13 protein-coding genes are annotated in these 23,342 nt (G+C 66.7%); 7 read left to right on the top strand and 6 right to left on the bottom strand.

The window, feature by feature from the left end:
• The first annotated feature begins 136 nt into the window (after nucleotides 1-136).
• Complete coding sequence (locus ACPYN4_RS10825) at nucleotides 137-7,336, top strand: Calx-beta domain-containing protein (RefSeq protein ID WP_424446346.1); 7,200 nt, start codon at nucleotides 137-139, stop codon at nucleotides 7,334-7,336.
• 119 nt (nucleotides 7,337-7,455) lie between these two features.
• Here ACPYN4_RS10825 and ACPYN4_RS10820 read toward each other — a convergent pair whose 3' ends face one another.
• A complete protein-coding gene (locus ACPYN4_RS10820; protein WP_424446345.1) occupies nucleotides 7,456-10,773 on the bottom strand; it encodes a BTAD domain-containing putative transcriptional regulator in 3,318 nt (1,105 codons plus the stop codon).
• Nucleotides 10,774-10,778: 5 nt separating this feature from the next.
• Nucleotides 10,779-11,975, bottom strand: a complete 1,197-nt coding sequence (locus tag ACPYN4_RS10815; RefSeq protein WP_424446344.1) for an FAD-dependent monooxygenase — start codon at nucleotides 11,973-11,975, stop codon at nucleotides 10,779-10,781.
• Between the two features lie 69 nt (nucleotides 11,976-12,044).
• On the opposite strand from ACPYN4_RS10815, the gene ACPYN4_RS10810 reads away from it, so the two are divergent.
• The 6 genes from ACPYN4_RS10810 to ACPYN4_RS10785 all read left to right on the top strand — a co-directional run bounded on the left by ACPYN4_RS10810 (nucleotide 12,045) and on the right by ACPYN4_RS10785 (nucleotide 18,316).
• Entirely contained in the window at nucleotides 12,045-12,668 is a 624-nt protein-coding gene (locus ACPYN4_RS10810) for a TetR/AcrR family transcriptional regulator (RefSeq protein ID WP_424446343.1), read from the top strand.
• A 90-nt stretch (nucleotides 12,669-12,758) separates the two neighbouring features.
• Complete coding sequence (locus ACPYN4_RS10805; protein ID WP_424446342.1) at nucleotides 12,759-14,150, top strand: FAD-binding oxidoreductase; 1,392 nt, start codon at nucleotides 12,759-12,761, stop codon at nucleotides 14,148-14,150.
• 105 nt (nucleotides 14,151-14,255) lie between these two features.
• On the top strand, nucleotides 14,256-15,140 hold the full coding sequence (locus tag ACPYN4_RS10800) for a carbohydrate kinase family protein (RefSeq protein WP_424446341.1): 885 nt from the start codon (nucleotides 14,256-14,258) through the stop codon (nucleotides 15,138-15,140).
• 106 nt (nucleotides 15,141-15,246) lie between these two features.
• Nucleotides 15,247-16,794: a S1C family serine protease gene (locus tag ACPYN4_RS10795; RefSeq protein ID WP_424446340.1), complete on the top strand. Its 1,548-nt coding sequence runs from the start codon at nucleotides 15,247-15,249 to the stop codon at nucleotides 16,792-16,794.
• A 65-nt stretch (nucleotides 16,795-16,859) separates the two neighbouring features.
• Nucleotides 16,860-17,102: a VOC family protein gene (locus ACPYN4_RS10790; RefSeq protein WP_424446339.1), complete on the top strand. Its 243-nt coding sequence runs from the start codon at nucleotides 16,860-16,862 to the stop codon at nucleotides 17,100-17,102.
• Between the two features lie 11 nt (nucleotides 17,103-17,113).
• Nucleotides 17,114-18,316, top strand: coding sequence for an NAD(P)/FAD-dependent oxidoreductase (locus ACPYN4_RS10785; RefSeq protein ID WP_424446338.1), 1,203 nt, complete (start codon nucleotides 17,114-17,116; stop codon nucleotides 18,314-18,316).
• A 359-nt stretch (nucleotides 18,317-18,675) separates the two neighbouring features.
• Here ACPYN4_RS10785 and ACPYN4_RS10780 read toward each other — a convergent pair whose 3' ends face one another.
• The 4 genes from ACPYN4_RS10780 to ACPYN4_RS10765 form a co-directional block, all read right to left on the bottom strand.
• Nucleotides 18,676-20,022 (bottom strand): dihydrolipoamide acetyltransferase family protein, encoded by a 1,347-nt coding sequence (locus tag ACPYN4_RS10780; RefSeq protein WP_315551734.1) that lies wholly within the window; start codon nucleotides 20,020-20,022, stop codon nucleotides 18,676-18,678.
• Nucleotides 20,023-20,034: 12 nt separating this feature from the next.
• Nucleotides 20,035-21,012, bottom strand: a complete 978-nt coding sequence (locus ACPYN4_RS10775) for an alpha-ketoacid dehydrogenase subunit beta (RefSeq protein WP_076688435.1) — start codon at nucleotides 21,010-21,012, stop codon at nucleotides 20,035-20,037.
• Nucleotides 21,009-22,139 (bottom strand): thiamine pyrophosphate-dependent enzyme, encoded by a 1,131-nt coding sequence (locus tag ACPYN4_RS10770; protein ID WP_424446337.1) that lies wholly within the window; start codon nucleotides 22,137-22,139, stop codon nucleotides 21,009-21,011. Before ACPYN4_RS10770 ends, ACPYN4_RS10775 begins: the two co-directional genes overlap by 4 nt.
• A gap of 121 nt (nucleotides 22,140-22,260) precedes the next feature.
• The gene (locus ACPYN4_RS10765) at nucleotides 22,261-23,328 is read right to left on the bottom strand and encodes a histidinol-phosphate transaminase (RefSeq protein ID WP_239279478.1); all 1,068 of its coding nucleotides are present in this window, start codon (nucleotides 23,326-23,328) and stop codon (nucleotides 22,261-22,263) included.
• Nucleotides 23,329-23,342: the final 14 nt, after the last annotated feature.

Here is a 23,342-nt window from a genome sequence, read left to right as displayed (position 1 = left end):
ACGCGCCTTCCCCCTCCGAGCGGCGTCCGCCGCGCTCCTCACCGTCGCCCTCGTTGGGGGCTTCGCCGCGCCTCCGGCCTACCCCGCAGAGACGCTTTCGGAGAGCACCGCAGAGACTCCACCCGCGCCCGAGTGGGTGAACGAGCTGCAGGACGAACTCGCCCAGCATCCGGAGCCGGCACCGACGGCTGCTGAAGCCTTCGCCGAGGAAGAACCTCCGCTCTGCGACGTGACGTGGGTTGGCGGTTGGGGCGGGCGATGGGATATCCCTGGGAACTGGAGCCCATCCGCCGTTCCCACCAGCTCGCAGGTCGCGTGCGCGACGGATAGCGAGATCGTCGTGCCGACCGGATACTCAGCGGATGTCGGCCGCCTGATTGCAGACGCCGCCGTTGTCATCGAAGGCTCCCTGGTGGTGCGAGAGCAGTCGAGTATCCAGGAGCTCTACTTCGCCGACCGCTCAGGACACGGCACAGCGCCTCGGCTCGGGATCGGCGAGGGGACCGCCCTCACCGTCCAGGCCTTGGAGTCCGCCAACACCACAGACGCCGCCATCTACGGCGGCACCATCGTCGTCGAGGAGAACTTCCAGGTGCATTCGTCCTGGCTGAGCATCACCAGCTTCCTCATCACCGAACCCGAGTCGAAGACGAACGTCGGCGGCAGCAAGAGCCACCTTGAACTCTTCGGCGGTGCGACGCTCTGGGGCGAGTGGACCATCGACGTGGACAACTACGTCGGCGTCAACACGCGGACCGGATGGGGACAGCCGAGCTCGCTCACCGGGGAGGGCGAACTGGAAGCTCTCGAGGGATCGCGCATCCTGATGCTCGGCGACATCGACCTCGGCACACTTCTCGTCGGTGGCGAGGTCGTGATCGAGTCGGAGGGCAGTGCCGAACTAGATTATTTCGTGAGCGACGGGACCATGACGCTGAACGTCCCCGTCACCGCCGACCGTGCCGAACTCATCGGCGGAGTCATCGCTGGTCCAGAAAACTTGACCGTGACCGACCAGTTCACCTGGGGCGGCGGTGAAGTAGCAACAAACCTGGCGACGCAGCGTCTGCGCCTGGACAGTGGTTCTTCCACCCTCGCCGCAGGCAAGGTGCTCGACGCGGCTAACGTCCTCGTCCTGGCAGGCACGCAGCCCGACATCACACTCGTCGACGACGCACGCCTCAACCTTTCCGGCGGCGTGCTGGACGGAGGAGCCACAGTCACCATTCGGGGCGGCGGTCGCCTCGCGCTCGACAGCATCGTGACCATCGACGCAGCAACCCTCGACGTTGATGCCGCACTCGAGCTCGCACCAGACTCGATGCTGAGCATTGCGAACGGTGCCACTCTCCGTCTCGACGGCGCCTCCACTCTCAACGGAGCGCTTTCGGGAGCGGAAGAGACACGCATCATCGTCGCCGGAGTCCTCAACGCAAGCGCCGACACGAAGATCGAGACAGCCGGCCGATTCGATGTCGACGCCGGAGGCCGAGTGGATCTCTCGGGCTGGACGTCGGCAACGACAGCCGCGCTCGCGGGCGACGTAATCCTCCACGACGATGCCCAACTGCTGGCGAGAGAGCTGACCACCAGCAGCATCCTCGACGTGCGGGACAGCGCTGACGTCATTGCCTCGCGAATCGACCTGCTCGCCGGACGCGCACAGGTCGCCGAGCGCGCCGGAATCGACGCCAACTCCGGAGTCGTCGCCATCGCCGCCGGAGCAGCACTCAGCGGCTCTGGCGCTGTCTTCGGAACCGTTGAAAACCAAGGGACCGTCGAACCCGGGACCAACGACGCGTACGACACGCTCACCATCGACGGAAACTACCGACAGTTCGCCGACGCTTCATTGCGCATCCGCCTCGGCCAGCTCCACCAGGACGCCTTGAACATCACGGGCACCGCCGAACTCGCAGGCCTTCTCGACCTTCGCACGGACACTGACGCCGCCGTCCCCGGAGAATACGACATCGTCCGAGCCAGCTCCGTCAGCGGCGAGTACGCACCGCTGGACGGATGCTCCCAGATCGAGCACCACCCCGATGCGGTGAAGGTGCTGCTGCGGCTGTGCGCTGACCTCCCGAAGACGGCAGTCGTCGGCGAGAACGACGGTTCCGTGCGCATCCCCGTCACCCTCACCGGGGCGCCGAACGAACCCGCTGAAGTCGGATGGGAGACGGTAAACGGCACGGCCCTTGCGGGCCAAGACTTCGTTGCCGGCGACGGTGTCGTCACCTTCGAACCCGGCGAGACCGAAAACTTCATTGAAGTCGAGATCCTCGACGACGAGCTCAAAGGTGGCGACCTCGATTTCCTCGTGCGTCTCACCGGAACCGCCGGACTGACTCTGGGCAATGCAGAGGCGTCCGTCACGATTCTCGAGAACGAGCAGATGCCTGACTGGGTGACGCGCATGCTCCCCGGCATCGGCCGGGCCCGAGTAGGAGTGCTCACCAATGAAGATGCCTACGTCACCGTTCAGGGCCAGGCCTATCGAGTCTCGCTTCAGACCGGGCGGCAGACAGAGCTCACGGGTGCCGAGTCCATCTCGGGCGTCACTGATGACCTTCTCATCGGGTCGTGTCGCGATGATCACGGGAATCTCTTGTGGTGCTGGAGCGATACCGGCACACTTTGGGAGTCGATGCCCCTGCTTGCGGGCGGGGATATCGACATCGTCGGGGTCGACGACAGTGGTCGCGTCTTCGGTCACCTGACGCCGCAAGAAGGCGGCCCCGCTCAGAACATCGTCTGGCCCAGCCCGGGCGAGAAGCCGCTCGTGTTCGATGCGCCGGGGCTCGTGGCTGATGTGAACGCACGAGGCGACCTCATTTACGTCAACGGCGCGCGCAGCTGGTTCCACCCGGCCGCCGGGGACCCCATCGCGATCACCCTCCCCATTTCATTCGCCGGCATTGACGTCGTCGCGACCGCTCTTAGCGAGGATGGTCGTGTGGTCGGTTCGACCGCAGCGGCTGATGGCACGAAGCGAGCGTGGTCCTGGACGAGCACGAGCGAAGGCGTCCTCCTCGGTGATGGCGTTCCTTCGGGTGTGAACCTCCGAGGCGACGTCGTCGGGGATGTCGCCGTGGGTCCTCAGCATCTCGACCGCGGTTGGGTGTGGCGAGAGGGCGTCTACTCTCTGCTCGATCACGTCGGCGACCTCGAAGACTCGGGGTGGGGTTCCTATACGAGCAGTTCAGGCATCACCGATGACCGAGTCATCGTCGCGTCACTGGGCGCTTTGGACCTCGACGACTACACCCACGTTCTGCTCTATCCGTACGGTCAGGCACCGCAGCCGCCACGCCTCGAATTGGGCGGCCGTATGGACGAGCAACGCGTCGATGCGACTCCCGAGGACCGAGTGCTGGTCGTGGACCGCACCATCGACGGCAGCACAGTGCGGCTGACCGCAACCGCTGCGAACAACGACGCCTCGGATCGCGATTCCGCCGAGGGGCTCCGGGCTCAGTTCTTCATCAACGGCGAACTGCGGCACGAAAGCGAACCGTTCAGTCTCCGCCCCGGGGAACGCCGCGACGAGACGTGGGAGTGGGACACGACCGGTCTCTCCTGGAACGAGGGATCCCCGAGCGCGCCCGCAAGTATTCGTATTGCACTGGTCGCGGACGACGGCCCCGTTCAGGCGCTCACCGGAGAAATAACCGTCGAGCCACGCCCCGTCATCACCGTCGGAGGGTGGGGCACGGCAGACGGGTTCACCGCCCTCGCCGAACAATTGGCCGTTCAACGCGAGGACTGGCACATCGAGACTGCCGCAACCGACGTCGTCGCTGGACCCGAAGGATACGTCGAGGCTGCTGCCGAGCACATCGCTGCCACAGTGAACGAGGTCAGGGCACTCACCAACGCCGAGAGGGTCGACATCATCGCCCACTCCACGGGCGGCATCCCCGCCCGCCTGTTCCTCGACCAGTACATGTCCGAGGATGCGCGGACCGTGGAGCGCCTGATTCTCCTCGGAACCCCGAGCGCCGGAGCGGCCTGCGCTGACCTCTTCCTCGACGAGGCCCACCTGGAGTACCGCACCGACGTGATGACGAAGTTCAACGAGCGCGTCACCCGTACGCACGGAGCATACGTATCTGTCGTGGCAGGAGACGCCGAAGACACGACGTGCTTCAGCGACGAGCCTGGCGACGGTTTCAGCACCACGAGCTCTGTCCTGAGCGGCTACAGCGACGCATACACCTATGCGGTGCGTCTAGAAGAGATGCTCGGTGACGACGAGATCACCTCCGATTTCCTTCTCCCGCGCCTGACGACGGTTCCGTCGACGTCACCTGTGGATGGGATCGCAAATTCGGTGCGTTCGTTCATAGACGGAGTCTCCGACTGGCTCTCCGGCCTTGGCGACCCGCCTCAGGCGCCACAGCTTCTGGACCTGCAGACGATGGATGTGCCGGCCGGTGGACGCACATGGGCCTTCTCTGTCCCGCGAGGAGCCTCTGCCGTGGGGATGACGCTCTCCGCGCCCGGCGAGGTGACTGCCACTCTTCGTTCAAATGTGAACGGAAGTACCTTCGAGGTTCCCGCCGGACAGACCGGCGTGCTCTCGGATCGCAGCGGCGAGATCCACGGCGAGACGACTGGTAACTGGACGATCTCCTTCCACACGGCAGAAGCGCGGACCGTGTCGTTCGCCGTGTGGGTGGACGGGCTTCCCGTCCGGGTGACCGCTGAACTCGCTCAACCTGACGAGGAGGCGCCCGCCGAGCTCACCGCCGCACTCGTCCTGCCGAACGCGACAACTGCGCCGACGACGCTGTCTTCGCGGACGGAGGACGCGAAGCAGACGACATTCCGCAGTCCGCTGCGTGACGATGGTACGGCAGGCGACGACGCTGCGGGCGACCGCATCTATACCGCTGAACTGGCGGAGCTTGCCACGGGGTACGCAGGGTCCGAGGTCACGGCTGCAGTCGGGAACACGCGAGTCGTCGCTCTGACTGCGTCGCGGGTCGGGCCCACAACGGACGGTCCCGGAGGGGACGTGCCTCGCGTCTCCGACATCACTCTGCAGACTCCGTACGCGACGGCTGTGACCGGGCGGCTGCGAGGCACAGACCCCAACGGAGATGACCTCACATACAGGGTGATCGAGCAGCCGACGGACGCGGCCGTCACCATCGCGGATGACCGAGTGCTCGTGCGCCCGGATCGGGATTTCGTTGGAGAGCTCTCCTTCGCCTACGTCGCAGAGGACGGGAAGCACACTTCGGAGCCCGCGACGGTCACGGTGTACGTCACACGTGCCACCGTCACCGTGGAGGTGCACCCGACTGTCGGCCAGGGTTCCCTCGTGACGCTACCCGTGGTCCTTCGCGGACCCGCCGGTGTTCTCGGCGCCGTTGATGATTCCGGCATCGAAGTGACGTGGCAGGGCGCGAGGAGCGCGGTGGTCCGCGACGGAGCCCTGTACGGGTTGCCTGTCGACATCGGAACCACCCTGGCTCCAGGAGTGCACAAGATGCTGGTCCACTTCCCCGGCGACGCATTCCATGAACCCGCAGAGCTGGAAGTGAACGTGCGCGTCGCTGCCAACACCGCTCCCATCATCAATGGGTTGCTCACGCCGAACCGACCGGAGGCGGAGTACGACACCCGCTTCGACGTGTTCGCGTTCGACTCCGAGCAGGCGATTGTCCGCTACGAACTCGACGCGGATGGGGACGGCGAATGGGACGTGCGCCTGGATCGTCCACTGTTGCCGTCAGTGTCGTCCGGTGAACGTAATGAGTTCCTCCTCTACCGCTATGACGAGCCGGGGACCTACACAGCCCGCGTCCGGGTCACGGATCGGTTCGATGTCGCAATCGAACGCGAGCTCCAGGTGGAGGTCGCCGGTCACCGCGACATCGGTGGCACCGACTTCCTCCGAGACCACGCCGCTTCGCCGTTCATGACCTACGCGGATGAGATCGGCTTCGCTCCATCAGTGTCGGCGGACGGAGGTCGCTACCTGCTCCGCGGCACAGATGCATTCGATGTTCCGGGCCAGGGCCAGCAAGTCGGCGTGGTCGAGATCGAAGACACCACGACCGGAGATGTGACGCGTTACGAGGTACCCGTGGACCTGCGCTACTTCGACGTGCGCATGTCCCCGGACCACCCGCTCGCGTCCGTCGGACAGACCCTGCTGCACCTGGACTCCGGTGCCACTTCGCAGCTCAGCGGCTACGCCGACCTGACGCAAGCGACGGTCAGCACTGATGGGCGCTGGGTGGTCGCGGCGACCGAGGATGGCGCAGCGGTCCACGTTCGAGACCTACAAGGTGATGACGGACAGGTGGTCGAAGTCAATGGTTCGTCGGCACCTCGCGTCAGCGGCGATGGCTCCCGAATCGTGCGTACGAGCTCCGTGGCTGACGGCATGCTGTTCTGGAACGACTGGCAGACGGGCGAGGCCGACTCACGTCAGATCCTCCCCATCGAGTTCGATCTGCTTGACCTTTCTGACGATGGAACGCTCGCGCTGATTCACGGACGTGGCGACCTAGGCGAGGAAGCGGGCGACACCGACCTCAAGGACGACGTGTACCTTGTCAATCTCGAGACCGGCAAGGTCACCGAGGTCAGCGGAGACACAGCCCGCGACACGGCGGCATCCTCGCCGGTCGTCCAAGCGCTGTTGAGCGGCGACGGCTCGCAGGTGGTGATGTTCGGCTTCTTCGAGGGAAGCGATGGCGCAGGAATGTACCGCTGGAACGTCGCCACCGAGGAACTGGAACGGATCGATGTCGACCGAGACGGGAATCCGGGGGTAACCGTGTTCGCCGGCGAATGCGACAACGGTCGCTGCGACGTCGGTATGTCGCCCTGGCCCGGACGGCCTCTCATGTCGGTGACAGCGGACGGATCGGAGGTGGTCTTCGCCTCCTACTCGAACACTCTCGTGCCGGGCGATGTCCACTTCCGCACGCCCTGGGCCGGGGTGGCTACAGGCAGCGACGGCATTCGCGAGCTGAACTACCTGCGCTGGACAGCCCCCGCCGTCCCGACTGATCCCACGGACCCAACGGATCCCACCGACCCAACGGATCCCACGGACCCGACGGATCCCACCGACCCCACCGACCCGACGGATCCCGCCGATCCGACGGACCCCACAGATCCCACCGACCCGACGGACCCCACCGACCCGACGGACCCCGGTGGACGCGGTTCTGGACAGTCGCCGAACGCAGGAGCGAACGGTCCCTCCGCGCTGGCTGTAACCGGGATGGGTATTGGCGCCGGAGGTGCCGTGGGACTCGTCGCCGTACTGCTCGGAGTCTTCCTGCTCGGGCGACGTCGAGCGGAGCAGTAACGCAGTGGCCCTCGATGGTTGAATCATCGAGGGCCACGCTCTCGACGTCACTCAGACACGACGATGGCCCGTGGTGTTCCGACATCACGGGCCATCGCGTCGTCGTTACTCCGACCGGCTCATTCGCTTCTCAAAGGCCACGCAGGCTCGACGCCCAGGGCAGCGCGAACGTGCTCGGTGACGCGGCGTGCCTGTTCTTGATGCGCTGCTGCGGCGGAACGACGGCCGAGGCGCGTGGCGATGCGTGCAAGAAGCTCGTCTCGCGGCCCGAGGATGGCAACGCCCGTGCCCGCCATCAACAACGGGGAAGATGACCTCGCTACCGCCTCATAGGCGTCTGTGAGCAGCGGTGTTCCCAAGTGAACAGCAATTTCTGCTGCTTGAGCGACGTCAAAGTCTGTGGTCCACGTGCTGGACTTCGGCATGGTCCGCAGGTTCCATCGCCCCTGCATCGCCCGAGCTTCGTCGATGCGGCCAGCCTCCGCGAGGGCGAGCACCGCTCCCCATCGAAGCGCACGCTGCCCGTCCGGCGAGGCTGCGGCGAGGAGGTCGTCGGCGATGTCGGCGACTCGACTTTCGATTCGTGCGAGGGTGAGCCGCTGCGTCCACGTGACCCACGCGCCTCCCCACATGCTGGTTCGTCGCATAATCGCGTCAGCTCGAGCCATCAGCTCCGTTGCGTCCCCGAGCCTTCCCGCTTGTAGAGCTGCTCCCGCCATCTGAGCCGCGTGCTGTGCATTGAACTCCGCGCGACCCGCGCGAGTGAGTAGCTCTCCAGCGCGTTCGATGTCTTCGCTCCACGCATCGATCTCGCCCAGAACGAGATGAACGCTGGCGCGGTGAAGACGCGCGACGATCTCGCCGGGGATCGCGCCGCCACCTGCGGAGGGGGCGAGCCACTCGTCAAGGATCGACAGGCGCGCGGTTTCACTATCCGGTCTCCACACGGAGATCACCGCTGCACTGTATGCCTTCGAACGGCGCGCAGGGTCACCCATCTGCGCTGCCTTGATAACGGCCTCATCGGTAAGTGCCCTCGCGCGGGATCGATCCGGTTCCTCGGCGTAGTACAGCTCCATAGCCAGGGCGATGGACAAGTCGAAACGTTCAGGATCCGGCAGAGACGCGTCAGACAGGAGATCTTCGAGGAGCAAGATGGCATCGACGTCGACCTCGCCGTACTGCCGCCAGTTCCACAGTGTCGCCTCGCCCAGGAGCGCGAGCACCTGCGCCGTGAAGGCTCGATTCTGAAGTTGTTGGGCTGCTCTGATGGCTTGGCGAAGCGCAGAAGCGGCGCCCACGACATCGCCGGCTGCACGTCGTTCCGCGGTGAGGGCAAAGAGTGTCTCAGCCCGCCTTCGGGGCTCTAGCTCGTCAGTCGGGATGCAGCCCAGAGCTCTCTCTCGGAAGGTCGCCGCCTGGTCGAAGGCCAGGCTTCGAGCGGCTCGGTCGGCCGCTGTTGTGCAAGCGAGAAAAGCCCTCTCGTCGCTCATCCCCGCGGCTGCGCGGTGTCGATGGTAGGCGACTGCCTCAAGCACCGGCTCGAGATCGGCAGAGTGACGCCGCTCCAGGGCGTCTGCGAGCAGTTGATGTGCCCTCGACATACCCGCTCGAGACACCGCGGAGAGGACCGAGTCTCGTGCGAGGCTGTGTGCGAACATGAATCCATCAGGCTCTTGTCTCCACAACCCCGCCGCGCAGAGCTCGTCCGCTCCCGACATGATCTCCGGGAGACCAGCGCCCAGCGCTGCAGCCAGGAGCGGAATGTCGATGTGAAGGCCGGCGACAGCGGCGGTGTCGACGAGGTCGCGCAACGAAGGACTCAGCGGAGCGAGGCGTTCGTGGATGAGGTCTGCGATGCTGGCTGGCAGGGTGACGCCGTCGGCTGCCTTCATGAGTTCCGTGAGGAAGAAGGCGTTACCACCGGTGCGTTCACGAAGCCGCTCGGCGGCAGCAGTGACTTCATCAGTTCTCAGCTGGGTCGTGCGAGTCAGCTCCTCGGCGATCTCGGCCAGAGTGAACTCAGTCACTGGTAGCCGTCGCGTCGTCGTCTCCCGTTGGAGACCGGCGAGTGTCGATGCGAGGGCAGGCCGGTGCGCGACTGGTTGGCGCACAGTCAGGATCACTACACAGGCAGAGGATCGCAGGGCGGAGCCAAGCACGCCGATGGCATGAAGGGTAGGGTCGTCGGCCCATTGCACGTCATCGAACACGAGAAGCGCCGGCCGTTGGGTGACCTCGGTGAGAACCTTTGCCGCGAGCGCTTCCGATAGGCGAAAGCGAGCTTCATCTGCGTCATCGGATGGGCTGATCTGCGACCGCAGGCGAGCGATCTCACCGGCTCCTGTCGGATCACTCGCCCCAGGAAGCGCAGCAAGGATTCGCTGCCAGGGCCACAGGGGCGGCGCTCCAGTGCCCTCAACAGTCCGCGCCCATGCCGTCACCAGCCCGACATCCTCGGCGATTCGCGCCGCCTGCTCAGCAAGGTACGTCTTGCCGACGCCCGGTTGACCTTCCAGCACAAGCAGGCGCCCGTGGCCGTTGGCGGCGGCGGAGACCGCCGAGCGGATCTCGTCCAGGTACGTCGCTCTGCCAATTCCGGCGTGGCCCGCTGGCGTCGAAGTGTCGCTCGCAGACGTCACCTGAAGGTCGGTTCGGAGATCGTTCTGGAGGAGATCGGTATGCAGATGTCTCAACCGGGCACCCGGGTCGATGCCCAGGGAGTCCGCGAGAATCTCACGGAACTCCTCGAACAGCGCGAGGGCCACCGCGATGTTCCCGCAGTCCCTCTCTGCTTCCATGCGCAACGCCCAGTGTGCCTCGTTGAGAGGGTCGCGCTCCGTCAGCGTCCGGCCGAGGTCAGCGGCGGCTCGGGCTTGTCCGGTCCCCAGCAGGAGTCGCGCATCCAGTTCCGACATTCGGTCTCGAAGTCGCTGTAGACGTTGCGCTTCGAGGAGAAGGTCACTGCACGCCGATGTTCCCTGGAAGGGGTCACCGCGCCAGAGTACGCGCGCGTGACGAAGACGGGTTTCGGCTTCCTCTAGATCCCGCTCCTCAAGTGCCAACTCGGCTGCGGCGACGGCGTTCGAGAACAGGACGATATCGACCGCGTCCGGGGCTACTTCGAGAACGTAGCCGGGAGCGCGGGTGGTGACGGATATGTCGAGCGGAGCCAACTGTCGCCGCAGGCGCGATACGTACACGTACAGCGCTGCCACTCCTGATTGCGGAGGCGCGTCCTCCCATAGTTGGTCCATCAAGCGCTCCGCGGACACCACTCTTCCTGGCTCCAGGGCAAGGAGTGCGAGCAGTGACGCCACGCGACCCGGTTGCGGGAGCACTGGTGGCAGGGCAGCGGAATTCACCTGCATGTCACCGAGAAGACGGAGCGCGGGAGCCTCGACCTTCGCAAGCGGGTCAGCGACCGTGCCTGCCATGTCAGTCACCGCACGTCAGCAAGGGCCACGCGTCCGGTGGCGGTCGGGGGCACCCAGGTCTGCACGGCGGCGGCCTGCTTGCCCATGGCGTCTGCCGGAGTCAGCCGCATGACCGCGTTGCGAAGCAGGACTCCAGCGCGAGACGGCACATGGGCGAAGGCGCCGAGCATCCGGGCGCGCTTGGCGATGGGCTGGGTGCGCTGCCGGCGAAGGTGGTCGTACTCGGCCAGCGCCAAATCGAGATCCTGACCCGGAGCTGGGCGGCTCGCGATTCCGGAGAGGAGAACGACGAGGGTCGCTGCATCTTCCATCGCCTGGTTCGCTCCCTGGCCCAGATCGGGTGTCATCGCATGGGCGGAGTCGCCGAGGAGCACCCAATTGGCCCGACGGAACGTGGGCAGCGGTTCGGCGAGGTCGTTGATAGGGAGCCGGAAGACGACCGCGGGGTCTGTGGCATCCAGGAGAGCGGGAATCGGGTCGTGCCATTCGCCGAAGAGCTCGCGAACGCGTGCGTACTCGTCGTCGATCTTCGCATCCGCCGGCATCGTCGCGACGCCGAACCAGTAGACGCGGCCGTCTCGGAGCGGCGCCATGCCGAATCGGAGCCCCCGGCCCCACGTCTCGCCCGCGGCGCCCAACAGGTCGACTGGGCGACTCGTCACTCCACGCCAACTTGAGTACCCGGAGTACCGCAGCCCCGGGTCGCCAGGCCAGGAGCGGCGAACGGCGCTGTTGATGCCGTCTGCGGCGACGACCAGATCGAACGTTTCGATGCGTGATTCTCCATCAACCCCAGTCACCTCGACGTCCGTCGAATCGCTGTCACGCGGAGCAGATGCCACGGTGCCGAGGCGCAGGGTGCCGGGCCTCAGATCCGCAACGAGGATCTCGTGAAGCTCTGCCCGGTGAACCACTCGAAGCCCGCTGACGGCTTCCCGGGGCAGATGCGCCAGCCAGCGTCCGTCCGGACGACGCTGCCCCGCCTCGAGTGTCGCTGCGTTCGCGCTGGTGATAGCGCGGAACGAGGAACCGAGCCCGAGGGAGTCCAACGCGGCGATTCCGTTCGGGAACACCGAGAGACCGGACCCGACAGGGGTGAGCTCGGCGGCGCGCTCGAACACGACAACCTCCGCGCCGGCACGCTGCAGACCGATTGCGGTAGCCAGTCCGCCGATTCCAGCTCCGATAATCGCGATACGCATCGATCTCTCCATTTCACTACAGGTGTAGAGGCTCTTCGGAGCAGACTATACACCTGTAGAGTGTCGCGGGTGCAAGGAAATGAGACTTCGCCACCGAATCGGCCGCAGCTTCTCGCAGACGCAGCGATCCGAGTCATCGCAACGAGCGGCTTACGCGGACTCACTCACCGCGCCGTCGACCGAGAAGCGAGCTTTCCGCAAGGATCGACGTCCTACTACGCGAACACGCGGCTGGCCCTGCTGCAGATGGTGGCGGACCGACTCGCCGAACGCAGCCTCGCAGATCTGAACGATTACTTCGCCGCGCTCGCCGCGGCCGAGCCCGCCGACGACGCCGAAGGCCGCATCGAACAGCTGGCAGGGCTGGTGACAGACTTCGTGTCGGCGTTGGTGTCGCGCCCGGACGACATGCGCGCTCGTTACGCGCTGATGCTGGATTACCTCGCCGCAGACCCGCTCAGCGGGATCCTCTCGTCTGAGTCTCCACTTCTTGCGGGTGCGTTCGCCGCTGCTCCCGATCTGCTGAAGCGGTTCGGCTTTCTCGCGACTCCGCAGCAGGGACGCGACATCATGCTGCTTGCCGATGCGATGACGTTCTCACGGACCGTCCACGCCGCGTCCCCGCATCTCCAACTCGACGTGAACGCGGTGGTCGCCGCGTATCTCCGCGCGCTACCACGCGTTTCCGTGTGACGCGACGCAAGGTAGCGAGCGGACCGGTGCAAGGTCGGCGACAGGTGACCGAGAGAGAAATAGTCATCCGTCGATCTCACTGGAGGAATCATGTCGACCAATCTGGACGTCTCGCTCGTCGTCGAGCTCCGCGCCGCAGGGGTCTCGCACGCTTACGCAGCCAGCGACCCCGAGTACAGCTCAGCGCTGCTGGGATTCAACCGGGACATCACCCACACACCTGAACTAGTCGTGGTGCCGCAGTCGCCCAGCGACGTCACGGCTACCGTGACGCTCGCCAACCGGCACGGTCTGCCTGTGCAGGTCCTGGGCAAGGGCCATGGAGCCCAGGCGGCCGTCACCGAAGGAATCGCCGTCGCGACCGACGGGCTGGCGTTCGTCGAGGTGGATTCGGCAGCGCGCACTGCTCGCGTCGGTGCAGGCGCAACGTGGACGGACGTCCTCGATGCGGCTGCTCCGCATGGGCTGGCGGCGCTCTGCGGATCCGCGCCGCACGTGGGCGTCGTCGGGTATCTCCTCGGGGGTGGCATCGGGCCCGTTGCCCGGACGTTCGGCTTCGCCGCCGACCACGTCCGGTGCATCAACGTCGTCACAGCCGACGGCGGGCTCGTCCGTGCCGATGCAGAGTTCAACCAAGACCTCTTCTGGGCATTGCGCGGCGGCAAGGGGGGCTTCGGCGTTGTGGTCGAGGTCGAGATCGACCTCTTCCCGCTGTCGACCCTCTACGGCGGGGCGCTGTATTACGCCGCGGAGGACGCCGCGGCCGTCCTCCGCACCTTCGCCGAATGGTCCCACAACCTCCCGGACGAGATGACCACCTCAGTCGCCATGCTCCGGCTTCCGCCGCTTCCCGAGCTCCCCGAGCCGCTGCGGGGACGCTTCGTCTGCGCCGTGCGCATCGGATACGTCGGGGCGGCTGATGACGCCGAGGCACTGATGGCGCCCCTGCGCGAGGTGGCGCGGCCGCTCATCGACGCGGTGGGAATGATGCCCTATCAGGAGATCGGGCGCATCCATGCCGACCCGGTGGACCCCATGCCCGTCATGGAAGGCGGCATCCTCCTCCACAGTTTCACGGCGGCCGCTGCAGACGCGTTGCTGGCAGTCGCGGGACCGAACGCCGACGTCCCACTCGCCGCCGTGGAGGTCCGACTGCTCGGAGGTGCGCTCGCTCGCACCCCCGACCCAGACAACGCTGTTGGAGGACGCGGAGCTGCGTACAGTCTCCACGTCGTCGGCGCTCCCGTGCCGGAACTTCTCCACACGGTCATCCCCGAGGTCATCGACACTGTCTTCACGACGATGGGCGGCTGGAGATCGCTATCCACGCAGATCAACTTCTTCGGTCGCGCCAACCGTCCCATCCCGGGGACTCCGGTGACGTCATGGGCGCCGGACGTGGCCGCGCGACTCCGAGAGGTGCGTCGCAAGCACGACCCTGCAGGCCGCTTCCCCTATCCCCTCCATGGGGAAGCCATCTGAGGACCCCAGCCTCAGATATCCGACGGTGTGCGGCGTGCCTCAGCGCCGCACACCGTATTCTCGTCACAGGCTTTCAAGGACCGAGCGCGAACGGACTACGAACCCATGCCCGACTCATCAGGTACGTCAGCGGCTCGCGTAGTCGTCGTAGGTCCAGCCTCCTGGAACCACCTCATCGAACTGGACCAGCTGCCCCGACCCGAGCCGCACATGGTCTTTGCAAATCGGTCGGTTCACACCGTTGGGGGGACCTCGGCCGGAAAAGCACTGAACCTTGCGCAGCTTCGAGAGGGTAGCGAACTGCATGCCCTGATCGCCGATGATCAGGATGGTCGACGCGTCCGCGATGCCCTTGCCGCCGCTGGCGTCACGCTCCACGCACACCCATCGAGCCGCACCGAGAGACACACAAACCTGATGACTCCCCATGGGGAGCGGCTATCGATCTACGTCGACACCCCGTCCGCTGCCGGACAAAGCACTCTTCACGCCGTTGAGACGGCGCTCCGCGGCGCCGACGTCGCAGTCATCGATCTGAGCGACCTGGGCTTGACGCTCCTCGAGCGTCGCGACTGCGCCGACTGGAGGGCGAACGTGTGGGTCGACCTGCACGACTACGATGGCGTCTCCGCCTACCACGACCCCTTCGTCACGGCCGCGGACGTCGTCTTCATGAATGACGATAGGACGAATGACCCGTGGGAATTGATGAGCTCGTGTCTCCGACGAGGGCCACGTCTGGCCGTCTGCACCCGCGGAGCGGAGGGTGCCATCGCTTTGAACGCCTCAGGTGATCGGTACGAAGTGCATGCGGAACCCACTGTCGTCGTCGATACGAACGGCGCCGGCGACGCGTTCATGGCTGGGTTCTTGCACGCCTCTCTCAGCGGAGCTGACATCGGGGCGAGCCTCCGCCAGGGCGCCACACAGGCGACCATCGCGCTGGGAAGCCTCCATCTGCACCCGCTCATTGACCTCGTTCTCGGTTAGGACGGGTCGGCCGTCCGCCTTCTCGACGAAGGGGTGCAAGGACGATGCAAGACCGGCGAGAGTCGCGCGAAAGAGCACCGCAAGCGTCCGTCCGTACGGTCACAGCATGGTTTCCACCTCATCCATCCGGCGAACCCGCCGGCCTGCCCTGGCGCTGAGCGCCTTCACGCTCACGCTCGTCTCGCTGACCGCGTGCGCCGCCCCCGCGACACCACCAGCCTCGTCGTCCGACGCAGTGACATTCGACGATGTCCAGTCCGCAACTATCCAGATTGAAGCCGTCGGCACTTTCGTCTCTCCCGAAGAGGGTGGGTACGAGGCGGCCGGCCGCGGCTCCGGTTTCCTCGTCTCGTCCGACGGCATCGCCGTGACCAACAACCACGTTGTGGTGGGAGCTGGCACGCTCGATGTCTGGCTCGGGGGTGATGCGGACAAGAGGTACAACGCGAAGATCCTCGGCTCATCCGAATGCCTGGACCTCGCGGTCATCCAGCTTCCCGGAGACTCGTTCCCTTTCTTCGAATGGCGAAAAGGCGAGATCAAGACGGCGACCGACGTCTACGCGGCCGGGTTCCCTCTCGGCGACCCCACCTTCACCATGACTCGAGGCATCGTTTCCAAGGCATCCACACCAGGAGAAACTCCCTGGGCATCACTGGACAGCGTCATCGAGCACGATGCGCGTATACGCGGGGGCAACTCCGGAGGCCCGCTCGTCGACGAGAAAGGACGGTTAGTAGGAGTCAACTACGCCGGCAACAACACCTACGACACCAACCTCGCGATTCACCGAGACGAAGTCACCGCCGTAATCGACGAACTCATCGCTGGGAACGACATCCTCAGTCTGGGTATCAACGCACAGGCCATCGCAGACGAGAACGGGCAGGGCCTCGGCGTATGGGTCAGTTCCGTGCAATCCGGCTCCCCCGCCGACAAGGCAGGCGTCGAGCCGGGCGACCTGCTCACCAAACTGCAGGGCGTCACCCTGGCGCAGGACGGAACGCTCGCCGACTACTGCGATGTGCTCCGCACCCACGGTCAGGACGCAACACTAGATGTCGACCTATACCGACCCGCCGACGGGATCTACTACCGCGGTCAGTTCAACGGAGATGCCTTGGAGGCAGTCCAGGTGCTGAGCACGCCTGGCGAAACGAGTGACAGCAGCGAAGTTGCCGAAGGCGAATACGTCAGCATCACGGACGACTCCGGCAACATCCAGGTCGAAGTTCCGGCAGCGTGGAATCAGCTCGACGGAGCGGGCTACACCAACGACGACGGCACGTGGTCCAGCGTGATCGCCTCACCCGATATGGCCGGGTTCGCGGACGGCTGGGAGACGCCCGGCGTGTGGGTAGCCGCCTCGCAGGATGCCAGCACAAAGGTCACGCCGGATGAGCTGCTGCGGCGTGCGGATGAGTTCCTCGCCGCGAACTGTGCGCCACAGGAGTCATCCCCGTTCGACGACGGGGTCCACACGGGGACGTACCAGGTCTACGAGCAGTGCGGCGGCGTCGGAGCGGCTTACGTGTTCCTCGCAGCGACCGCCAACGACGGCAGCTACACCATCACTGTAGCCGTGCAGGCCAACACCGAAGCCGACTTGTCCGCCATCGACCGCGTCATCGGTAGCTTCATCGCGCAATTCTGACGCCGCATGGGTGGGGGCAGGGGAGCATCCCGACGACACCCATCCCGATCAGACAAGGACCAGCCGTGAGCACACTACGTATCGAAATCTTCCCCGACGATCTCGACCTCGCCGAGAACTTCTACGTCGAAGTGCTCGACTTTCACGTCGAGCGCGACGAACGCACCCGGGCACCCGCTTACTTGGCGCTCCGCCGGGGCGACGTGCGGGTCGGAGCTGCCGAGCGCTCGGTCATCACGTCCCGTCAGCGCCGGCCTCCTCTCGGCGTGGAGCCGTCGCGCAGCCTCCGGACGGGGGAAGGGTCGTGAGTATCGCTGCGATGACTGCTGATGAGCGCGTGTCAGTTCTCATCATCGGTGGCGGATACGCGGGCGTAATCGCCGCGAATCGGCTTCTTGCCTCGATGACTCCCGTGGAGCGAGCACGTACGCATGTGGCCATCGTCAATCCGACGGATCGGTTCGTCCATCGGATCCGTCTACATGAGCACGCCGCCGGGAACGCTGACGCTGGCATTGAGCTCGCCTCGATGATTCATCCGGAAGTCGCGGTTGTGTTGGGCCGTGCGGAACGAATCGATCCGCACGCGCGGCTGGTGCGTGTGACGACCTCCGACGGACCCGTGGCGCTCGAGTTCGATTGGCTCATCTACGCAGTCGGCTCCCGCAGCTCCTCGGTGGTCCGCGGAGCGTCCCGCTTCGCGGTGAGTATCGGTGACATCGACGGTGCAACTGAGGTCGCGCGCCGTCTCGCGGTAGCGCGCACCCGAAGCGTCTGTGTAGTCGGCGGCGGGCCAGCCGGGGTGGAAACCGCTGCGGAGATCGCAGAAGCCCACCCCCGAGCGAAAGTCACTCTGATTGCCGGTTCTCAACTCGTCCCCGCCATGCGCCCCGCGGCACGACGCTCGATCCGACGACGGCTGAGGAGACTGAATGTCGATGTGAAGGAAGGGGAAGCCGTATCCGAGGTGACGGCCGCTGGAGTGATCACCGTTGCCGGGGTACGCCTCCAGTACGACCTGGTCATTTGGTCGGCAGGCTTTGAGGTCCCTGACCTCGCTTCGCGAAGTGGCTTACCGGTGGACGGTGAGGGACGGCTCTGTGTTGATGACACGCTTTTCTGCGCCGACCACTCGACGATCCTCGGAGCAGGAGATGCTGTGAAGCTGCCGGATTCGGTCGGCCGGCATCTCCCGATGGGCGCGCGCACCGCCTTGCCTTTAGGAGGAGCAGCTGCTGACTCGTTGCTCGCTCGCTTACGTGGGAGTCAACCTGAGCCGGTTTCCATCGGCCTTCTCGGACCGTCCATTAGCATCGGGCGGCACGACGGATACATTCAGCTGGCGCGCCGCGACGACTCCCCAACTCTTATCGCTTTCACCGGGGTCGTCGGAGCCGCTATCAAAGCCTGGGTGTGTCGGATGACGATAGACCGCACTCGCGACGAACGCGTTTCACCCGGTGCTTATCGCGTCCCCCCTGGGCCCAGGCAATACGGCATCGACGCGGCCAAGAGCCGATGATTGGGCGCGAGGTCCCCCGTCTTGAGTAGTGAAAGTGGCCGGAATCGCTTGGCAATTCCGACCGCACGAGGGCAAGGTATCCGCGGCAGGCAGACCGCCGAAGACGTCACCGGATGGGATACAACGACTGGTCCATCGCCTTTTCCAGCAATGCGATGGTTCGAATGTCCGGCCACGTCGATCCAGCGAGAACCCGACGAATGGTGCCTTCGTCGACGTCGGCGTCTCGCCCAACGGCTCGAACGCTTCGGTCTCCAATGGCAGTGCGGAGGTTCAACGCGAACAAACGCGCCCGCTCCGCGGCATAGTCAGACGACGGTGAGGACGGCCAAGAAGATCATTGAGGGCGACGTCTCACATCAGTCGAGCAGCAGCGCCGGCTCCTCGAGGATCGAGGCGATGTCGGCGATGAATCGGCTCATGCCGTCGCCGTCGATGACGCGGTGGTCGAACGAGCCCGATACTGTCGTGACGAAGCGCGGGCGCACCTCGCCGTCGACGACCCAGGGCTTCTGCCGGATCGTGCCCATCGCGACGATCCCGGACTCACCCGGGTTGATGATCGGGGTCCCGGCATCCATCCCGAACACGCCGATGTTCGTGATCGTGATCGTGCCGCCCTGCTGGTCGGCCGGCGTCGTGCGGCCTTCGCGCGCCGTGAGCGTGAGCTTCTCGAGGGCGCGCGCGAGCTCGCGCATCGACAGGTCCTGGGCGTCCTTGATGTTCGGGACGAGCAGCCCGCGCGGCGTCGCCGCGGCGATGCCGAGGTTGACGTAGTTGCGCACGCGGATCTCGGCCGAGCCGTCCTCCTTGTCGACCCACGCCGCGCCGACCATGGGCGTGCGGCGGACGGCCCAGATGACGGCGCGCGCCATGATCAGCAGCGGCGAGACCTTGATGTCGGCGAAGTCGGGCGACGCCTTCAGCCGCTTGACGAGCTCCATCGTGCGCGTCGCGTCGACATCGGTCCACACCGACACGTGCGGCGCGGTGTACGCCGAGCGCACCATGCCGGATGCCGTGGCCTTGCGCACTCCCTTGACCGGGATCGCCTCCTCGCGTCCGGCGACCGCCGGCGGAGCCGACGCGGTCGGGGCGGATGCCGGCGCCACCGCGATCGTCCGCTCGCGCTCGGCGGGGGCGTCGGGCGTCGCGATGTTGCGGAAGACACTCGCCTGCTCGGCGTGACGCACGACGTCGTCGCGGGTCACCTCACCGGCCGGTCCCGACGGCGACACGTCGGCGAGCGTCACGCCCAGGTCGCGCGCGAGCTTGCGGACGGGGGGCTTGGCGACGACCCCGACCGACGCGCGGACGGTCTCGGTGCGCTCGGCAGGGCGCTTCCGCCGCGAGGTCGCGCCTGCGCCGGTGCCGTAGCCGACGAGCACGGCGCCCTCTCCCTCGGCGGATGCCGTGGCCGGCTCCCCGTGCTCCGAACGGCCCGCGGCGGCATCCGGTGCACTGGCGGCACCGGCGATCGTGATGATCGGCGCACCGACGGTGACGGTTTCACCCTCCGGCGCGAGCAGTTCGCCGACGGTGCCGGCGAACGGCGACGGCAGTTCGACGAGCGACTTGGCGGTCTCGATCTCGACCAGCACGTCGTTGACGGCGACGGCATCGCCCGGCGCGACGCGCCACTGGACGATCTCGGCCTCGGTCAGTCCCTCGCCGACGTCGGGCAGGTGGAAGGTCTGCGTGCTCATGGAGACTCCCGGTCAGTAGGCGAGGGCGCGGTCCACGGCCTCGAGAATGCGGTCGGCATCGGGCAGGTACGTGCCCTCGAGCTTGGCGGGCGGGAACGGCACGTCGAAGCCCGACACGCGCAGGACGGGTGCCTCCAGCGCGAAGAACGCCCGCTCCATGACGGTCGCGGCCACCTCGGAGCCGACCGAGACGTTGCCCGGCGCCTCCTGCGCGTAGACCATGCGACCGGTGCGCCGCACCGAGTCGAGGATCGGTCCGTAGTCGATCGGCGACAGCGACCGCACGTCGACGACCTCGCACGAGGTCCCTTCGCTCTCGGCGAGGGCGGCCGCCTGCAGGAGCGTCGTGACCATGGCGCCGTGGCCGACGAGGGTCACGTCGGTGCCGCGGCGGACGACGCGCGACGCGTGCAGCGGCAGCGCACGCTCGGCGGTGTCGACCTCGCCCTTCAGCCAGTACTTCGCCTTCGGCTCGAGGAAGATCACCGGGTCGGGCGAGCGAATAGCGTCCTGGATCATCCAGTACGCGTCGTTCGGGGTCGACGGCGACACCACCCGCAGGCCCGGGGTGTGCGCGAAGTATGCCTCGGGGCTCTCCTGGTGGTGCTCGATCGCGCCGATGTGCCCGCCGTACGGGATGCGGATCACGACGGGGAGGGATGCTGCGCCCTCGAGCCGGTTCGTCAGCTTCGCCAGCTGCGTCGTGATCTGGTCGAACGCCGGGAAGACGAACCCGTCGAACTGGATCTCCACGACCGGGCGGAAGCCGGCCAGCGCGAGACCGATCGCGGTGCCGACGAGGCCCGACTCGGCGAGCGGGCTGTCGATCACGCGCTGCTCGCCGAACTCGGCCTGCAGCCCCTCGGTCACGCGGAAGACGCCGCCGAGCTTGCCGATGTCCTCACCCATCAGCACGACGTGGTCGTCGGCGGCCATCGCGGCGCGCATGCCCGCCGTGAGCGCCTTCGCGAGCGCCATCGACTCCGTCATGCCGCACCTCCCTCGAACGAGGCCTCGTACTCCGTGAGCCAGCGCTGCTGCTCCTCGATGAGCGAGTGCGCCTCGCTGTACACGTGCGCGAACATCGCGTCGGGCTCGAGTCCGCCGAGCGCGTTCGTGCGTACGCGCACGTCGTCGGCGTAGGCCTGCGCCTCGGCATCCACCTCGGTGAAGAAAGACGCCGCGGCTCCCCGTCCCTCGAGGTACGCGCGCATGCGGGCGATGGGATCGCGGCGCACCCACGACTGCTCCTCGTCGGTGGTGCGGTACTTCGTGGGGTCATCGCTCGTGGTGTGGGCGCCCAGGCGGTAGGTCATCGCCTCGATCGCCTGCGGACCGCCGCCGGCGCGCGCCTCGTCGAGCGCGAGCTTGCTGACGGCGTAGCTGGCGAGCACGTCGTTGCCGTCGACAAGGGCCGACGGCATGCCGTATCCGGCGCCGCGGCGGTACAGCGGCCCGCGCGACTGCGTGGCGACCGGCACCGAGATGGCCCACTGGTTGTTCTGCAGGAAGAACACCTGCGGCGTGCGGTAGGTATTGGCGAACACCATCGCCTCGTGCACGTCGCCCTGGCTCGACGCGCCGTCGCCGTAATAGACGACGACGGCCTCGTCGCGCTCGGGGTCGCCCGTGCCGCAGCGCTTGTCGAACACGAGGCCCATGCCGTAGCCGGTCGCGTGCAGCGTCTGAGACCCGAGCACGAGCGTGTAGATGTGCACGTTGCCGTTTTTCGGATCGGTCGGGTCCCAGCCGCCGTGCGTGAGCCCGCGCATGACGCGGATGATGTCGATCGGGTCGACACCGCGCGTCGTCGCGACGACGTGCTCGCGGTACGAGGGAAAGATGTGGTCCTGCGCGCGAGCGGCGCGCACCGAGCCGACCTGCGCGGCCTCCTGCCCGAGCGACGGCGGCCACAGCGCGAGCTGGCCCTGCCGCTGCAGGTTGGTCGCCTGCTGGTCGAAGGCGCGCACCATGACCATGTCGCGGTAGAACGTCTCGAGATCGCTGTCGGCGAGTGCGTCGATGAGCGGCAGGTAGCGCTCGGCTTCGGGGGTGGGAGCGAACGTCCCGTCGGAGGCCAGAACGCGCACGAGTGCCGGGTCGTCAGGCGGGGTCATGGTTCCACGCTAGACCCGCCCGCATGCGTCGCTCTGCATGAGCGAGACAACGGATGCCGGAATCCTCCGTATCCGGCCGACAACCGGCATGGCGCGACAGGGGCGGCGCAGGCGCAGCGCGTCAGCGCGGGGCGACGGATGCCGCGACGTCGACGACCCGATCGAGGGACTCCTCCTCGCCGACCGTGATGCGCACGCCGTCGCCGGCGAAGGGACGCACGATGAGGTCCTGCGCCTCGAACGCGGCGGCCACCTCGAGCGCGCGGTCGCCGGCGGGCAGCCACACGAAGTTGCCCTGCGCCTCCGGCACGTCCCAGCCGGCCTCGCGCAGCCGCGCGGCCAGGCGGTCGCGGCGCTGCGCGATGACGCCGACGCGCTCCAGCAGCTCGTCCTCGGCATCCAGGCTCGCCAGCGCCGCCTCCTCGGCGGCCGCCGTCACCGACAGCGGGATGCCGGTGGTGCGAGCGGCGGACAGGATGCGGGGGTCGCCGACGGCGTACCCGACACGCAGTCCCGCGAGGCCGTACGCCTTGGAGAAGGTGCGCAGCACGACGACGTTCGGGTGACCCGCCGCGAGCACACGGCGGCCGTCGACGGCGCCCGGTTGCGTGACGAACTCGGCGTACGCCTCGTCGAGGACCACGAGCACATCGCCCGGCACGCGGGCGAGGAACGCGTCGAACGCGTTCTGCGTGACGACGGGACCGGTCGGGTTGTTCGGACTGCAGACGATGATCATGCGCGTCCGGTCGGTGACGGCATCCGCCATCGCATCGAGGTCATGACCGCCCGCGAGATCGTTGGGCACCGTGGCCGCCGTCGCGCCGGCGACCGTGGCGAGTCCGGGATAGGCCTCGAACGAGCGCCACGAGAAGAGGATCTCGTCGCCGGGGCCGCTCGTGGCCTGGGCGAGCTGATACAGGATCGACACCGATCCGGCGGCGACGTGCACCGCGTCGTCCGCGACGCGGTATCGCTCCGCGAGCCGCGCGCGCAGCCGCGGCGACGACGCGTCGGGGTAACGGTTGAACGCGCCAGCGGCGCTGACCGCCTCGACCACCCCCGGCAGCGGGTCGAAGGGGTTCTCGTTGCTGGAGAGCTTGAACGCCTCGGCCCCGGCCTGCCGGCCCTGCTTGTAGGCGGGCAGGGCGGCGATCTCCGGACGGATGCGGACGGGGAAGTCGGTCACGCCTCGATTCTAGG

The sequence above is a fragment of the Microbacterium sp. CH-015 genome, assembly GCF_049707015.1.
Classification (GTDB): Bacteria; Actinomycetota; Actinomycetes; order Actinomycetales; family Microbacteriaceae; genus Microbacterium; species Microbacterium aurum.
Note: the sequence above shows the minus strand (reverse complement) of the source record. Positions and strands in the feature narration are given on the sequence as shown.

Bases quoted from the DNA above. Each gene is read 5' to 3' on its own strand.
- ACPYN4_RS10820 (WP_424446345.1), bottom strand. From the start codon at position 10,773: ATGGCAGGCACGGTCGCTGACCCGCTTGCGAAGGTCGAGGCTCCCGCG.
- ACPYN4_RS10815 (WP_424446344.1), bottom strand. From the start codon at position 11,975: ATGCGTATCGCGATTATCGGAGCTGGAATCGGCGGACTGGCTACCGCA.
- ACPYN4_RS10805 (WP_424446342.1), top strand. From the start codon at position 12,759: ATGTCGACCAATCTGGACGTCTCGCTCGTCGTCGAGCTCCGCGCCGCA.
- ACPYN4_RS10800 (WP_424446341.1), top strand. From the start codon at position 14,256: ATGCCCGACTCATCAGGTACGTCAGCGGCTCGCGTAGTCGTCGTAGGT.
- ACPYN4_RS10795 (WP_424446340.1), top strand. From the start codon at position 15,247: ATGGTTTCCACCTCATCCATCCGGCGAACCCGCCGGCCTGCCCTGGCG.
- ACPYN4_RS10785 (WP_424446338.1), top strand. From the start codon at position 17,114: ATGACTGCTGATGAGCGCGTGTCAGTTCTCATCATCGGTGGCGGATAC.
- ACPYN4_RS10780 (WP_315551734.1), bottom strand. From the start codon at position 20,022: ATGAGCACGCAGACCTTCCACCTGCCCGACGTCGGCGAGGGACTGACC.
- ACPYN4_RS10775 (WP_076688435.1), bottom strand. From the start codon at position 21,012: ATGACGGAGTCGATGGCGCTCGCGAAGGCGCTCACGGCGGGCATGCGC.
- ACPYN4_RS10770 (WP_424446337.1), bottom strand. From the start codon at position 22,139: ATGACCCCGCCTGACGACCCGGCACTCGTGCGCGTTCTGGCCTCCGAC.